General features: G+C 60.6%; 13 protein-coding genes. 5 read left to right on the top strand and 8 right to left on the bottom strand.

The genetic code is table 11. The annotated features are described in order from the left end of the window. Positions 1 to 95: 95 nt before the first annotated feature. Positions 96 to 1,340, top strand: a complete 1,245-nt coding sequence (rluB, locus tag C4J83_RS23985) for a 23S rRNA pseudouridine(2605) synthase RluB (RefSeq protein WP_106578420.1) — start codon at positions 96 to 98, stop codon at positions 1,338 to 1,340. A 193-nt stretch (positions 1,341 to 1,533) separates the two neighbouring features. Here the strand turns inward: rluB and C4J83_RS23980 are convergent, their stop codons facing one another. After that, complete coding sequence (locus C4J83_RS23980; RefSeq protein ID WP_124418344.1) at positions 1,534 to 2,493, bottom strand: CgnE/CgnB domain-containing protein; 960 nt, start codon at positions 2,491 to 2,493, stop codon at positions 1,534 to 1,536. Positions 2,494 to 2,566: 73 nt separating this feature from the next. Beyond that, the gene (locus tag C4J83_RS30555) at positions 2,567 to 2,704 is read right to left on the bottom strand and encodes a hypothetical protein (protein ID WP_003175756.1); all 138 of its coding nucleotides are present in this window, start codon (positions 2,702 to 2,704) and stop codon (positions 2,567 to 2,569) included. Positions 2,705 to 3,351: 647 nt separating this feature from the next. Between C4J83_RS30555 and C4J83_RS23970 the strand changes: the two genes are divergently transcribed. The 3 genes from C4J83_RS23970 to arfB all read left to right on the top strand — a co-directional run bounded on the left by C4J83_RS23970 (position 3,352) and on the right by arfB (position 5,988). Beyond that, positions 3,352 to 4,773, top strand: coding sequence for an amino acid permease (locus tag C4J83_RS23970; RefSeq protein WP_124418342.1), 1,422 nt, complete (start codon positions 3,352 to 3,354; stop codon positions 4,771 to 4,773). A gap of 105 nt (positions 4,774 to 4,878) precedes the next feature. Further along, entirely contained in the window at positions 4,879 to 5,562 is a 684-nt protein-coding gene (locus C4J83_RS23965) for a pentapeptide repeat-containing protein (RefSeq protein WP_106578424.1), read from the top strand. Positions 5,563 to 5,574: 12 nt separating this feature from the next. Then, complete coding sequence (arfB, locus tag C4J83_RS23960) at positions 5,575 to 5,988, top strand: alternative ribosome rescue aminoacyl-tRNA hydrolase ArfB (protein WP_034109044.1); 414 nt, start codon at positions 5,575 to 5,577, stop codon at positions 5,986 to 5,988. On the opposite strand, the gene C4J83_RS23955 is transcribed toward arfB, so the two are convergent. The 3 genes from C4J83_RS23955 to C4J83_RS23945 form a co-directional block, all read right to left on the bottom strand. Beyond that, entirely contained in the window at positions 5,985 to 7,181 is a 1,197-nt protein-coding gene (locus C4J83_RS23955) for an MFS transporter (protein WP_106578425.1), read from the bottom strand. The genes arfB and C4J83_RS23955 overlap by 4 nt on opposite strands. A gap of 103 nt (positions 7,182 to 7,284) precedes the next feature. Further along, positions 7,285 to 7,467 carry a hypothetical protein gene (locus C4J83_RS23950; RefSeq protein WP_119742787.1) on the bottom strand — a complete coding sequence of 61 codons (183 nt, stop codon included), beginning with the start codon at positions 7,465 to 7,467 and terminating at the stop codon, positions 7,285 to 7,287. A 391-nt stretch (positions 7,468 to 7,858) separates the two neighbouring features. Further along, positions 7,859 to 8,170, bottom strand: coding sequence for an Mpo1-like protein (locus C4J83_RS23945; protein ID WP_124418341.1), 312 nt, complete (start codon positions 8,168 to 8,170; stop codon positions 7,859 to 7,861). A gap of 159 nt (positions 8,171 to 8,329) precedes the next feature. Between C4J83_RS23945 and C4J83_RS23940 the strand changes: the two genes are divergently transcribed. Continuing rightward, positions 8,330 to 9,388 carry an AraC family transcriptional regulator gene (locus C4J83_RS23940; protein ID WP_106578428.1) on the top strand — a complete coding sequence of 353 codons (1,059 nt, stop codon included), beginning with the start codon at positions 8,330 to 8,332 and terminating at the stop codon, positions 9,386 to 9,388. On the opposite strand, the gene C4J83_RS23935 is transcribed toward C4J83_RS23940, so the two are convergent. From C4J83_RS23935 to C4J83_RS23925, 3 genes are all read right to left on the bottom strand, one after another. Beyond that, positions 9,345 to 10,799 (bottom strand): TrkH family potassium uptake protein, encoded by a 1,455-nt coding sequence (locus C4J83_RS23935; RefSeq protein WP_106578429.1) that lies wholly within the window; start codon positions 10,797 to 10,799, stop codon positions 9,345 to 9,347. The two genes, C4J83_RS23940 and C4J83_RS23935, sit on opposite strands and share 44 nt — an antisense overlap. A gap of 175 nt (positions 10,800 to 10,974) precedes the next feature. After that, on the bottom strand, positions 10,975 to 12,318 hold the full coding sequence (locus tag C4J83_RS23930) for an imelysin family protein (protein ID WP_106578430.1): 1,344 nt from the start codon (positions 12,316 to 12,318) through the stop codon (positions 10,975 to 10,977). A gap of 127 nt (positions 12,319 to 12,445) precedes the next feature. Next, entirely contained in the window at positions 12,446 to 14,497 is a 2,052-nt protein-coding gene (locus tag C4J83_RS23925; protein WP_119741462.1) for a putative bifunctional diguanylate cyclase/phosphodiesterase, read from the bottom strand. Between the last annotated feature and the right edge of the window lie 156 nt (positions 14,498 to 14,653).

Below are 14,653 nucleotides of genomic sequence, written 5' to 3'. Positions count from 1 at the left end.
ATGATTCGCGACCCTTTGGCGACGTATTCGCCCAAAGCCCCGCTTTCAACACTCCTCAGGCCACGCCTGAATCGACCCACCGGGAGGTGCTTAAGATGAACGACCAAGACCAGAACGACAGCCAGGAAATCGGCCCAGCAGGCGAAAAACTGCAAAAGGTGCTGGCGCGTATCGGCGTGGGCTCGCGCCGCGACGTCGAAGCCTGGATCACCCAGAAGCGCATCAAGGTCAACGGCGTTGAAGCCACCCTTGGCCAGCGCGTCGACCTGCACGATGCAATCACCATTGATGGCAAGGTCATCAAGCGTGAAGAGGCCGCCGAATCGGTGCGCCGCGTCATCATGTACAACAAGCCCGACGGCGAGATCTGCACCCGTGACGACCCGGAAGGCCGTCCGACCGTGTTCGACAAGATGCCCAAGCCGAAAGAAGGCCGCTGGATCAACATCGGCCGTCTGGACATCAACACCACCGGTTTGCTGATGTTCACCACCGACGGCGAGCTGGCCAACCGCCTGATGCACCCGTCCTACGAGATGGACCGTGAATACGCCGTGCGTGTACGCGGTGAAGTCGATGACGAGATGATCGAGCGCTTGAAAGCGGGCGTCGTCCTTGAAGACGGCCCGGCCAAGTTCACCGACATCAAGCAGGCGCCAGGCGGCGAAGGTTTCAACCATTGGTACCACTGCGTGGTGATGGAAGGCCGTAACCGTGAAGTGCGTCGCCTGTGGGAATCCCAGGGCCTGGTGGTCAGCCGCCTGAAACGCGTGCGTTTCGGCCCGGTGTTCTTGAACTCCGACCTGCCGATGGGCCGCTGGCGCGAAATGAGCCAGTACGAGGTCGATATCCTCAGCGCTGAAGTTGGTCTGACGCCGGTTGCCATGCCGCAGATGAACGCCAAGAGCAAAGACAAGCTTGAGCGTATGCAGCGTAAATCGTCGCGTCCTGTGGCCCGTACCGAACGTGTTGCCCGCACCCTGCGCCCCGCGCTGAACGCGCCGGCCACCGGCGGTCGCATCTCGCGTGAGCCGCACATCGAAGGCGAGCGTCGCCCAACCGCGCCGTCCCGCCAGGAAGGCGAGCGTGGCCCTCGCACCCCGCGTCCTGCGCGTGGCGGCGAAGCACCAAGCGGCGGTCGCGGCAACCGTGGTGAAGGCCGTGGTGCTCCGGCATCCGACCGCCCAGCCGACAGCGCCAGCACCAAGCGTCCAGCCAAGCCGGCAGCGAACAAGCGTCCTGGGCCGAAACTGGTCGCGGACGAGCCGTCGGGCAAGCGCCGTGGCGCCCCGGCCGGTTCGGGCCAGCGTCCTGGTTTTGGTCGCAAGAAGCCGCAGTGATGTAAGTGCTGCACAAAAAAAACGCCAACCCTTGGGTTGGCGTTTTTTTGTGCCATGAAATACGGTCAAAAATGTGGGAGCGGGCTTGCTCGCGAATGCGGTGGAGCAGTCAGTACATCGGGTGACTGACACTGCGCATTCGCGAGCAAGCCCGCTCCCACATTTGTATCTCCGGTGTTTCTGAATTTTGTGCTCAGAACGCAAACGTTCCATCAAACACCGGCTTGTCATCCAGCGCCAACACGCCGCTGGCAAAGATCAAATCCAGGTGATGACTGCCTTTCTGCCCGCCGCCCAAGCCCAGGTGCAAGCCGCAATGGCGCTCCTCGAACCCGGCATTGCGCGCGTACAAATCCTTGACCCCTTCATTGGTGCCAATCCCCAGCTCTTCCACGCGACGGTTGGACGGGTTGGCATTCAAGTACTTGTTGAAATCGTCCGCCAAGCCCGGCACATCGCTGGCCACGCTGCAAATCGTCGAGTTCTCGATCCACAGCTCCAGCGGTGATTGCAGTACGCCGTATTTGCGCGCAAACGGGATGGTGCTCAGAAACGTGCCGACAAACCGCACCTGGCCGTTGATGGCCTCGCTGTGCGTGGCGATCTCGCCCGGCGCCAGGTCATGGTTGCCGACGCCATTGATATTGGTCCACTTCTTGATGCTGCTCATCGGCGCTTCCAGGCGCGAGCCGTGTTTGTCGGTAAAGCTCAGCACGTTGGCCTGGGACATGCGTCGGATCAGCGTGGCGTTGAGGTCGGCAATGCGTTGCGGCTCGACGCTGAAGGTGTCGTAGAAATAGTCGCCGTAATCCTTGAACAGCAGGGATTTCTTCCAGTGCTCGGCCATCACCTCCTGCAGGGCGCGGATAAAGTCCGGGCCTTCGGCGCGTGGGTTGGGCAGGGTCGAGGAATCGTAGAGAAACAGGTACAGGTCACAGGTTTCGATGGCCTGGGCCAGGGTATCGCCGGCGGCCAGGTCCAGGCGCTGCAACTGGAAATTGAATCGGGCGGCGCTGCCGTGGGTGATCGCCTGGGCAATGGCGTCATAGCGCTCGGTGTGGCCCAGCAGCACGGTTGGGCGGCTCAGGCCATTGAGGGCCGGGTGATGCGCAAGGTAGTAGAGAAAGTGTTCGACGGCGCGGGCCTTGTCCATGACGTGTGTCCTTCTGTGCCTGGGGTAAGGGGGCAGGTGCCGTGCACAACACCTGCCGGTTGCCTGCCGGGTGTTAGAAAGGCCACATCGCGGTGCCAAAGGGCACAACGGCATCAGCTTGCATCATTTCAACGGCGGCCTCATGGGTCGGCGCTTCAAACCAATCGTCGAGTTGCAGTTCGGTTTCCAGGTCGTTTTCCAGTGCTTGCATGGTGTATCTCCTAGAGGACGTTGTTTGAGAACGGCTTGCCAACGGGCTTCGCTGGCAAGTGAAAGAACCTAGGAGAGTGTGTTTCAGAATGCAAAATATTTATTGACACGGTCTCATTTGGATTTTTTCTTCTGTTTTTTAGCGGCGGTTTTTTATTCAGAAAAAACAACGGACTGGCGAAGCTAATTTGTAGGATTTTTCATACTGACATTTTTCCGTTTTCTGACGGATCAAGCGCGGCTGTAACGCTTATTTTCCGGGCTGTAACGATTAATTTACGATAAACACGCGCCCTTATTGGACACCCCGGCGCTGTAAGGAATGCCTGACAGATTGTCACAGGCACGCCCCGGGGGCGGCCCGAAGCTGTCGAGCGGTGTACAATGCGCCGCGTTTTACTGTGACTCCCTTGCGTACCTACGCAAAAGGCCAAGACCTCAGGGTTTATCCACCCTGATCACTCCGCCTGGCCACGAGCCGGACGGGTTCGATTTCGTCACAGATAAAAACAAACAGGTGACGCATGACCGTTAGAAAGACGCTGTACTCCTGGTGCCTGCGCTGGGGTTTGAGCGGCGCTGCTTGAGTCGAGATTCAAGGCAGCAACGTGCATTCAACATCATCAAACCTTGCGTGAGATCCTTTTCATGAGTGGACCCCATTCCTCTTCAGGCGAGCTGAAACGCGGCCTGAAAAATCGGCATATCCAGTTGATCGCCCTCGGTGGCGCCATCGGTACCGGCCTGTTCCTGGGCTCGGCCGGGGTGCTTAAATCAGCCGGGCCGTCGATGATCCTGGGCTACGCCATCTGCGGCTTTATCGCCTTCATGATCATGCGCCAGCTCGGCGAGATGATCGTCGAAGAGCCGGTCGCCGGTTCCTTCAGCCACTTTGCCCATAAGTACTGGGGCGGTTTCGCTGGCTTCCTGTCGGGCTGGAACTGCTGGATTCTGTACATTCTGGTGGGCATGTCGGAGCTGACGGCGGTCGGCAAATACGTGCACTACTGGTGGCCGGAGATCCCGACCTGGGTCTCGGCGGCAGCGTTCTTCGTGCTGATCAATATGATCAACCTGGCCAACGTCAAAGTCTTCGGCGAGGCCGAGTTCTGGTTTGCCATCATCAAGGTAGTGGCCATCGTCGGCATGATCGCCCTGGGCAGCTACCTGCTGGTCAGCGGCAGTGGCGGACCGCAAGCCTCGGTGAGCAACCTGTGGGACCACGGCGGTTTCTTCCCGCATGGCGTCAGCGGTTTGGTGATGGCCATGGCGATCATCATGTTCTCGTTTGGCGGCCTGGAGATGCTCGGTTTTACCGCAGCCGAAGCTGACCAGCCGCGAACGGTGATCCCAAAAGCGATCAATCAGGTGATCTACCGCATCCTGATTTTCTACATCGGCGCGCTGGTGGTGCTGTTATCGCTGACACCGTGGGACAGCCTGCTGGCAACCCTCAATGCGTCCGGCGATGCCTACAGCGGCAGCCCGTTCGTGCAGGTGTTTTCGATGCTGGGCAGCAACACTGCCGCGCACATCCTTAACTTCGTGGTGCTGACCGCAGCGCTGTCGGTGTACAACAGCGGCACCTACTGCAACAGCCGCATGCTGCTGGGCATGGCCGAGCAGGGCGATGCGCCCAGAGCCCTGGCGAAGATCGACAAGCGTGGCGTACCGGTGCGTTCGATCCTCGCGTCGGCGGCGGTCACCCTGGTGGCGGTGCTGATGAATTACCTGATCCCGCAACACGCGCTCGAGCTGCTGATGTCGCTGGTCGTGGCCACGCTGGTGATCAACTGGGCGATGATCAGCTTCTCGCACGTAAAATTCCGCCAGCACATGGACCGCACCGGCCAGGTGCCGCTGTTCAAAGCGCTGTGGTACCCGTACGGCAACTACGTTTGCCTGGCGTTCGTGGCGTTTATCCTGGTGATCATGCTGATGATTCCGGGCATTCAGGTCTCGGTGTACGCGATTCCGGTATGGGTGGCGTTCATGGGGCTGTGCTACTGGATCAAGAACAAGCGCAGCGCTGAAGCGGCGTTGACCACGGCGAGTGCGGCGTTGAAGTAAGCCGTGTTGCCTCAACAGAAAACCCGGCGCCTTGCCGGGTTTTTTGTCGGAGCCGACAGGGTAGACTCGCGCCTTCTTTTTCATCGACCCTTGCCCGGAGGCTTCATGCAGCACATCGATATCGACGGCGGCAGCTTGCAGCGCGATGAGGTGCAAGACCTGATCGACCAGCACCGCGGGCCGTTGCGCTTGATGGGCGTCGATTTGAGCGGGGCAGACCTGTCGCGGATGGTGCTGGAGCATTGGGTGTTCGAGCGCTGCACACTGGCGCAAACCTCCTTTCTCGGTGCGCGCCTGGAAGGCACGCAGTGGAAAAGTTGCCGGGCCGGGCACGCCGTGTTCGAGGCGGCCAACCTGCTCGAGGCGCAATTGATCAGCTGCGACCTGAACAACACCCGTTGGCAGCGCAGCAAGTTGTCCCAAGCCAATTTCACGCAGTGCAAACTGACGGGCGCCAACTTCACCCATTGTGCGTCCCTGGGCCTGAGCTTCAGCGAAACCTTGCTCAACAGCGCGTTCTTGTCCGGCCTGTCGTTTGCCCGAACCGTGCTCAATAATCTGGATTTTTCCGACAGCGACTTGTCGGATGCAGACTTTCGCAAGGCCGAACTGATCGACTGCAGCCTCGCCCACGCCCGCATCAACGGTGCCAATTTTGCCGGCGCTGACTTGCGGGGCGCGGATTTGAGCGGCTTTCGCCTCAATGATGCCAAACTGTTCAAAGGCGCCGTGATTTCCAAAGCCCAGGCGTCGATGTTGTTATCCGAATTGGGCTTGTCCGTTGCCTAAGGTTTTTGAGTGATGCTGGTAATTTCCAACAACGTGCACCTGCCCGATGCCGAGATCGAGCTGACCGCCATTCGCGCCCAGGGCGCCGGTGGGCAGAACGTCAACAAGGTATCGAGCGCGGTGCACCTGCGGTTTGATATTCCGGCGTCGTCGTTGCCGGACTTTTACAAGGAACGGCTGCTGGCGCTGCGCGACAGCCGTATCACCAGTGAAGGCGTGCTGGTGCTCAAGGCCCAGCAATACCGGACCCAGGAACAGAATCGCGCGGATGCGCTGGAGCGCCTGGTGGAGTTGATCCTCAGCGCCACCAAGGTCGAGAAGAAGCGCCGCCCGACCAAGCCCACCCTGGGCTCGAAGAAGCGCCGCCTGGAATCCAAGACCAAGCGCGGTAGCATCAAGGCCGGGCGCGGCAAGGTCGACTTTTAAGCGTCGCGCGCTTCGCGGGCCTTGGGCGCTTGTCGGTACAGGTACAGGCTCAGCAGCAAGCCACCTGCGGCGGCGAGCGCGGCGAACAGAAAGATTGAGGCAAAGCCGAAACCCGCCGCCACCGCACCCGCCAACGGGCCGGTGATGCCCAACGACAAGTCGATAAACAGCGAATAAGCCCCCACCGCCGAGCCCCGGCTGGAGGCTGGCACCAGGTTGACCGCCTCCACCCCCAGCGCCGGAAACACCAGGGAAAAGCCGAACCCGCTCAACGCCGCACCGGCCAGGGCGAGGTGGGCGTCAGGCGCCAGCCACAGCAACAGCAACCCGAGAATTTCCACGGACAGGCAAGCAATCGCCACGCGAAAGCCGCCGATCCGGTTGATCAAATTGCCGAACAGCAGGCGCGCGCCGATGAAGCTGGCGCCGAACAGGCTCAGTGCCCACACGGCGTTGTCCCAGTGCTGGGTGGTGTAATACAGGGTGATAAAGGTGGCGATGGTGCCAAAGCCGATCGAGCCCAGGGCCAACGCGCAGCCGTGGGGCAGCACGCGGCCCAGCACGTTCATGAACGGCAGGCGCACACCGGCCACAATCGGCGCTGCGACTTTATTCCAGGCCAGAAACACGCCGAGCACCGCCAGCAGAATGATGCTGACGCCCATGCTCCACAATCCGAAATGGCTCACCAGCACCACCCCAAGCGGTGCGCCGACGGCCAGTGCGCCGTAACTGGCGATGCCGTTCCATGAAATGACTTTGGCGGTATTGGCCGCGCCGACTCGGCCAATACCCCAGCCGATGGCGCCCGAACCCACCAGGCTTTCGGCGCTGCCGAGCACCAGTCGGCCGATGAGCAGGCTGATCAGGCTGACGGCCGGCAGGCTCGAAAACCACGCGGCAAGCAACATGAACACGCCACTCAGGCCGCAGCCCACCAGGCCGATCAACACCGCGCGCTTGCTGCCCAGGTTGTCGATGATTTTGCCGGCATACGGGCGGCTCAGCAGCGTGGCCAGGTACTGCACGCTGATCACCAGGCCGGCAATCACCGCGCCGTAGCCCAGTTCACTGTGGACATAGCCCGGCAACACGGCCAGGGGAATGCCGATATTGAGGTAACCGATAAAGGTAAACAGCACGATGGAAACGACTTGCAGCGTGACCGCCATGGGGCGCTGGGTATCTGGCATGGGAGAGGTCCACTGTCGCAGCAGGTAAAGATAGGCTGCTAATGATACCGGCGCTTACGCCTCGCGGGGCGGCAAAACGCAAAAACTTCAGATTACCGACAGATCAGGGTTTGGCAGGCGTCAGCATTTGCGTGGTCACCAGGGCGGCCAGGGCGTTTTCCTGGGTGCCGAAGCGCTCGAGCAGTAGCGCCTGTTTTTCAGGGCTGAGGCGGTGCCACACGTCGATCATTTGCAGCGCTGCGTCGAGTACAGCGGTGTCGGGGGCGTCGGGGAGGGTATCAGTCATGGCGGGCATCTCGGGTGATTCAGGCAGTGTGGAAAGCGCTCAAAGGTGCGCTTTCCACACGGTCTGGTACGGCGTCAGTCCTGGCTTTTGCTGTCGACTGGTTGTGCTTCTTTGGTCTCAGGCTGTTTGTCGCTGGCCTGCTGCGGTGTGGGCTGCTCTGTTGGGTGCAGGCTTGGGAAGGGGAGATTAGGTATCTCGTGCATCGTCGTCGCTCCTCGCAAGGTCTGTTTAATCAATCGCAGTGTGATTGCGCGCTCTCAAAAAGCCTTGGCAGGATACAGCACTGAAAATGACAAAAAGAATTTTATGTCGACGTATGTACGAATTTTCATTTTTTAGGCAAGTGACAAGAGGTCACACCTCTAAGGACGCCCCTTAAAAGGCGCGCTGTTCAAAAAGGGACTTTGCCCAAGATCATGTCGCGGTACATCACAAAGTCGCCCAAGAGGCTGTAGAGCGGGTGTTGGAAGGTCGCCGGGCGGTTCTTTTCGAAGAAGAAGTGGCCGATCCAGGCGAAGCTGTAACCGGCGATGGGCAACGCCAGCAGCAGCCCCACCGAACCTTTGCCGATGGCGTACGCCAGGATGCCAATCACCAGCGTGGTGCCGATGAAGTGCAAGCGCCGGCATGTGCTGTTGCCGTGTTCACTCAGGTAGTAAGGATAGAACTCGGCGAAGCTATTGAATTGTTTGACGTTTTCCACGTTGGCCGGCCCTTGGGTGGTTGTACCGCCTTACAGATGTTCGGCGGGGAGCTTATTTGAGTCTAGAGTGATCAGTGGTAACAGCCAGTGACAATAGATGCCACTTTAGTATCCTTGGCTTCCTGGCTGCCGTTAAGCCTGCTTTTTTAAGAAGACGCCATGAGCGAACGAACAACTTCTGCAAGCTGGGCGATGGGGATAGTCAAGGCGTTGGAAATGGACGGCCTGGACTGCCGAGTGCTGTTCAAGCAATTGGGCCTGGACTACGCCGCCCTCAGTGACCCTGACGCGCGTTTCCCCCAGGATTCGATGACGCGGCTGTGGCAGCGGGCAGTTGAGCTGTCGGGCAACCCGGCGATCGGCCTGAACATGGGCAAGGTTGTTCGCCCGGCGTCGTTTCATGTAGCCGGTTATGCGCTGATGTCCAGCAACACGTTGGCCGAGGGCTTTATGCGCCTGGTGCGTTATCAGCGCATCATCGCCGAAAGTGCCGACTTGAGCTTCCGACTCTTACCTGAAGGCTATGCGCTGATTCTGACGGTGCACGGCGACCACTTGCCACCGACTCGCCAGAGCGCCGAAGCCTCGCTGGCCAGTGCTTTGGCATTGTGCGGCTGGCTGACCGGCCGCACCTTGCAACCGCGCAAAGTGCTGCTGCAAGGCGATCAACCGGCGGACCTGACGCCTTACAAACAAGCCTTCCATGCACCCCTGGAATTCAACGCACCCTATGACGCGCTGATTTTTGAGCAGGCCGACATGGATGCGCCGTTGCCCACGGCGAACGAAGCCATGGCGTTGCTGCATGATCGGTTTGCCGGTGAATACCTCGCGCGTTTTTCCGAGAGCCGCGTGACCCACAAGGCGCGGCAAGTGCTGTGCCGTCTGCTGCCCCAGGGCGAACCCAAACGCGAAGTGGTCGCCCAGACCTTGCACCTGTCCCAGCGCACCTTGCAGCGGCGCTTGCAGGAGGAGGGCACCAGTTTCCAGACATTGCTCGACGACACCCGCCGCGAACTCGCCGAGCAGTACCTGGCGCAGCCCAGCATGACCCTGCTGGAAATTGCCTACCTGTTGGGGTTTGCCGACCCGAGCAATTTTTTCCGCGCGTTCCGCCGTTGGTTCGATGCCACGCCCGGCGAATACCGGGCGCGGTTGCTCGAGGCGTCGACGGTCAGTGCCGCCAAAACGCCGGAATGCACAGAACAAAGACTGTAATGATCTCCAGTCGGCCCAGCAGCATACCGAACGACAGGATCCACTTGGCCGCATCCGGCAGGCTGGCGAAGTTACCGGCCGGGCCGATGGTTTCGCCCAGGCCCGGGCCCACGCCGGAAACGGTGCTGGCCGCGCCAGTCAATGCGGTCATCCAGTCCAGCCCCAGTAGCGACAGTGCCAGGGCAATGGCGCAGATGGTGATGGCGAAGAAGAACGAAAAGGTCAGAATCGAACGCACGATCTCTTCGTCGAGGCGGTGGCCGTTGTACTTCTGCTTGATCACTGCACGCGGGTGAATCAGCTGGTTCAAGTTGGCCTTGAGCAGGATGTAGGCGACCTGAAAGCGGAAGATCTTGATCCCGCCCGCCGTGGAGCCCGAGCAGCCGCCAACAAAGCCCAGGTAGAAGAACAGCATCAGTGAGAAGTTGCCCCAGATGCTGTAGTCCCCGAGTGCAAAACCGGTCGTCGTCACCACCGACGTGACGTTCACCGCCACGTGGCGCAGCGCATCGAACCACGGCAGGTCGGTGGTCCACCAGTACCAGGTGCCCAGTACCAGCCAGGTCACCAGCAGCAACCCGAGCAAGCCTTGCACCTGTTGATCCTTGATCAGCGCCCGACGGTTGCCGCGCAAGGTGGCGACATACAGGGTGAAGGGCAAGCTGCCGAGGATCATCACCACCACGGCGACCCAGTGCACCGCCGGTTGTTTCCAGTGGGCCAGGGACTCATCGGAGGTGGAAAACCCGCCGGTGGAAATAGCCGACATCGCGTGGTTGATCGCATCGAACAAGCCCATCCCGGCCCACCAGAACGCCAGGCTGCCGAGGATGGTGATGCCCACATACGCGGCCACAATCAGGCGCGCCACCATGTGCGAGCGCGGCATGACTTTTTCCGAGCGATCCGAGGACTCGGTCTGGAACAGGCGCATGCCACCAATGCGCAGCAGTGGCAGGATCGCCACCGCCATGCCGATAAAGCCGATGCCGCCCAGCCAGTGCAGCAGCGAGCGCCACATCAGGATGCCCGGTGACATGCTGTCCAGCCCACTCAAGACGGTGGAGCCGGTGGCGGTAATGCCCGACATGCTTTCGAAAAAGGAGTCGGTGTAGCTGATGTGCTGGGTCAGTAAAAACGGCAGCGCGGCGAACACGCAGACCACCAGCCAACTGCTGACGGTCAGCAGGTACATGTCTCGGGGGCGCAGGTGTACGTGTTCGGGGCGGCCAGGAATGACCAGCGCCAGACCTGCGAGAAAGGTGATCAGGCTGGCCCACAGGAACGAGGGCAGGTCGCTGGTGCGTTCGAAAATCACCAGGGTGGCCATCGGAATGACCATGGCGATCGCGAGGGTGATCAGGAAGATGCCGATGATGAAACCGATGATGCGTAGGGTCGGCAACGCCATGAAGAAAGCTCGGGTGTTGGGAGAGTGGCGCCATTCTACCCGCGGTGCAGGGCTTGTAAACCGGGGCTTGGGAGCGACGTCGATCAAATGTGGGGTTTGTGGTGGTCATCGGGCTCCATATAGGCGGGCATAAAAAAAGGCGACCCGAAGGTCGCCTCATTCAACGCGGCACGGATCAGAACTCGTGGTCGGCGTTATCCGGGTTCAAGTCGCTGATACCCAGCTTGCCCGCCGCCGCTTCAATCGAACCGGTCTGCTTGACCAGCGCGGCGATGGCGTCACGCACGATCTGGTTGCCCGCGTCGTTACCCGCGGCGATCAGTTGGTCGTAGTGCTCGCCCTTGTTGGCGTGGTCAACCATGACCTGGATCTTCGCTTCGGTTGACGCCAGGTCAGCCTTCAGCGTGGTGTCGGCGGCCGGATCAGCTTTGGCCACCAGGGACGACAAGCTCGGCCCCGTCATCTTGGTGCCGTCAGTGCGGGTGTACTCGCCCAGGTAAACGTTACGAATACCCTTGGCATCGTAGAAGTGCGAGTTGTGGGTGTTGTCGCTGAAGCAGTCCTGCTCGTCTTCCGGCGAGTTGGCTTCCAGGGACACCTTCATGCGCTCACCGGCCAGCTCGCCGAGGGACAGGCTGCCCATGCCGAACAACATTTTGCGCAGGCCGTCGGTGGCCGGTTCGGCCTCCAGGGTGGCGCGGTAGTTGTCTTCGACGTTGGGTTTCCAGTTGCCGACCATTTCTTCCAGGTCGCTGACCAGCAGCTGAGTCACCGCGCGCAGGTAGGTGCGACGACGCTCGTTGTTGCCGCCGGTGGCACCGTCACCGGTCATGTAGTCCGACGCAGGGCGGTTGCCCGCGCCTGGGCCGGTGCCGTTGAGGTCCTGGCCCCACAGCAGGAACTCGATGGCGTGGTAGCCGGTGGCGACGTTGGCCTCGGAACCGCCCAGCTCATTGAGGCTGGCGAGTTTTTCCGGGGTGATTTCTTTCACGTCGACCTTGTCTTCGCCCACTTGGATCTCGGTGTTGGCGATGATGTTGGCGTTGGCGCCTGGGTTACCCAGGGCGTGTTCGTAGGATTTGTCGACATAGTCGATCAGGCCTTCGTCCAGCGGCCAGGCGTTAACTTGGCCTTCCCAGTCGTCGATGATGGTGTTGCCGAAGCGGAACACTTCGCTCTGCAGGTACGGCACGCGCGAGGCGATCCAGGCGGTACGGGCCGCTTTGAGGGTGTCGTCGTTCGGGTTGGCGAGGAAGGTGTCGATTGCGGTTTGCAGGGTTTTTGCGGTGGATTCGGCATCGCTGTACACCGCGAACACCATGTCAGCGTAATGCGCGACCACGGCCTTGGCGGCCGCTTCGTCGACCTGGCCTGCTGGGGTGGCAGCCGCTGGAGCGGTGGTGCTGGCAGCCGGGGTCGGCGCTTGGGGCGCGGCGGCCTTGTCTTTACCTTCGCCGCAACCGGCGAGAGAAATGGCAATGGCCAGCAGACTGGCGGTGGCCAGGGGCATACGAATCATGGCGAACATCCTGCTTCGGTTGTTGATAGGGCGCGCGGGGGAGCGCAAAAACTGCGACATAATGCGAAAGATTTGCATTTTGTGTAAAGGTTTATGCGAGGGAAATATTTAGTATTGTTTTGAGCGTTCAGAGAATCGCCGCGTTGTTGCGCTCGGACTGTTTCAGATACGCCGCCAACTCCCGCGCTGGCAGCGGTTTGCTGTAGTGATAGCCCTGGCCCTCGTGGCAGCCCTCGGAAATGATGTAGGCCTCTTGCTCGGCGGTTTCCACGCCTTCGGCGATCACCTGCATGCCCAGGCTTTTGCCCAGTTGGATAATGGCGCGCACGATGGTTGCGTCGTCGTCGTCATCGAGCAGATCCTGGACGAAGCTCTTGTCGATCTTGATCTTGTCCAGCGGCAGGCTTTTCAGGTAGCTGAGGGACGAATAGCCGGTGCCGAAGTCATCAATCGCAATCAGCGCCCCGGAACGGCGCAGGCTCAGCAAGTGCTGGGCGGCGGTGCTGATGTCTTCCATCAGGCCGGTCTCGGTCACTTCCAGTTCAAGGCTGCGCGGCGGCAGGCGGTAAATCTGCATCAGGTTGTTGACCACCCGCGGCAGCTCGGTGTGGTGCAACTGCACGGTGGACAGGTTGACCGCCATGCGCAGGGCGGTGAAGCCCAGGTCATGCCATTCGCGCAATTGCCGGCAGGCCTGGTCGAGTACCCATTCGCCAATCGGAATAATGGTGCCGTTCTGTTCGGCCAACGGGATGAACAAATCGGGCGGCACCAGGCCGTGTTCCGGATGCTGCCAGCGGATCAAGGCTTCCACGCCCACCACGCGGTGGTCGCGGTAGCTGATCTGCGGTTGGTAGACCAGGTGAAACTGGTCGCGGCTGAGGGCGTCGCGCAGGTCTTTTTCCAGCTCGCGGCGTCGGCGCATTTCACTGTCGACGCTGGCGATATAGAACTGATAGCGGTTGCGCGAGCGGCTCTTGGCCAGGGTCATGGTCTGTTCGGCTTTTTGCAGCAGCTTCTCGGTGCTGTCGCCGTCTTCCGGGAACAACGTGATGCCGATGGTCGCACGCAGGCGAATCTGCTCATGCTCGAGGGCAAATTCGGCTTCCAGGTCATCCAGGATGCTTTGTGCCAGTTCGGCGGCTTCGTAAGGTTGGTCGATATCCGCCTGCACCAGCGCGAACTGATCGCCGCCCAGCCGGGCCAGGGCGCCGAGGCGGCCGCTGTGGGCGCGCAAGCGATCGGCCAGGGCCAGCAGCAGTTTGTCGCCGGCCTGATAAGTGAACTGTTCGTTGACGCTTTTGAAGTCATCCAGGCCTACGCACAACACCGCAACGCGGCGCTGTCGGCGGCCGGCGTCGATCAGGATCTTGTCCAGTTGCTCCTGCAATTTCTGGCGATTGGGCAGGCCGGTGAGGAAGTCGTACTGGGCCATGCGCAGCAGGCTCGATTCTGCCTCGTGCCGCAGGTGGGTATTGCGTTCGATGGATTCGAGCAACTGGTTGGCGGTGTTGATCCACAGCCCCAGCTCGTTGCGTTCATGGCCTTTGATTTGGGGGATCTTGTGTTCGCTGGGCCGGTCCGGGTTGATCGACGTCAAGTGCTCGATAATCCGTGACAACGGCTTGGTCAGCAGCCAGTGATAGACCAGGTACAGCACCAGCCCCATGGCGAGGGCGCGCAGTACGCCGGAAATAAAGATGATCACCGAGCTGACCAGAAAACCTTTGCCATAGGTGGCCGTGTCCAGGGTGATGCTCAGGTCACCGTAATACTCGCTGTAGGGGCCTTTGCCGACCAATGATGTGGTAAAGGTGCGCTCCTGGCCAAGAATCAGGTCGGTCAGCCAGCGGGTGGGCGATTGCTGTAATGCGCGGCTTTTTTCGGCGAGCATGGTTTCGTTGGGATGGCCGATGGAGGCCATGCGCACGGCATCGTCCTGAAACAGGCCTTCGATCACCTGCATGCCCATTTCGCGGTCCAGGCTGTAGACCGCCTGCGTCGAGGGGTCGCGAAACATGTCGAGGATGCGCTGAGCATCGCCGGCCACGGCCTGGCGCGTCTTGTAGGCATCGAAAACGATCTGCGCCACGCTCAGCGCAACGCCCACGATCAATGCCGACAGCAGCACCACCCGTAGCAACTTCACCGACAAGCTGTTTTTGAGTTCCAGCTTCAAAGGGGCATTCCTTGTTCCATGCGGGTGGCCTCAATATGCCATGAGTATTGGCAATCTCGTGATGGCAGTCAAAGGAACATTAGGGCATCGGCAGGTTTGACAAGGAACTTGAGAGGGGCGCTGGGGCGAGGCGGACATGGATCCGCCTGCCTTGAG

Origin of the sequence: Pseudomonas sp. LBUM920 (genome assembly GCF_003852315.1) — a bacterium.
Classification (GTDB): domain Bacteria; phylum Pseudomonadota; class Gammaproteobacteria; order Pseudomonadales; family Pseudomonadaceae; genus Aquipseudomonas.
This window is presented reverse-complemented; position numbering and strand designations above follow the sequence as displayed.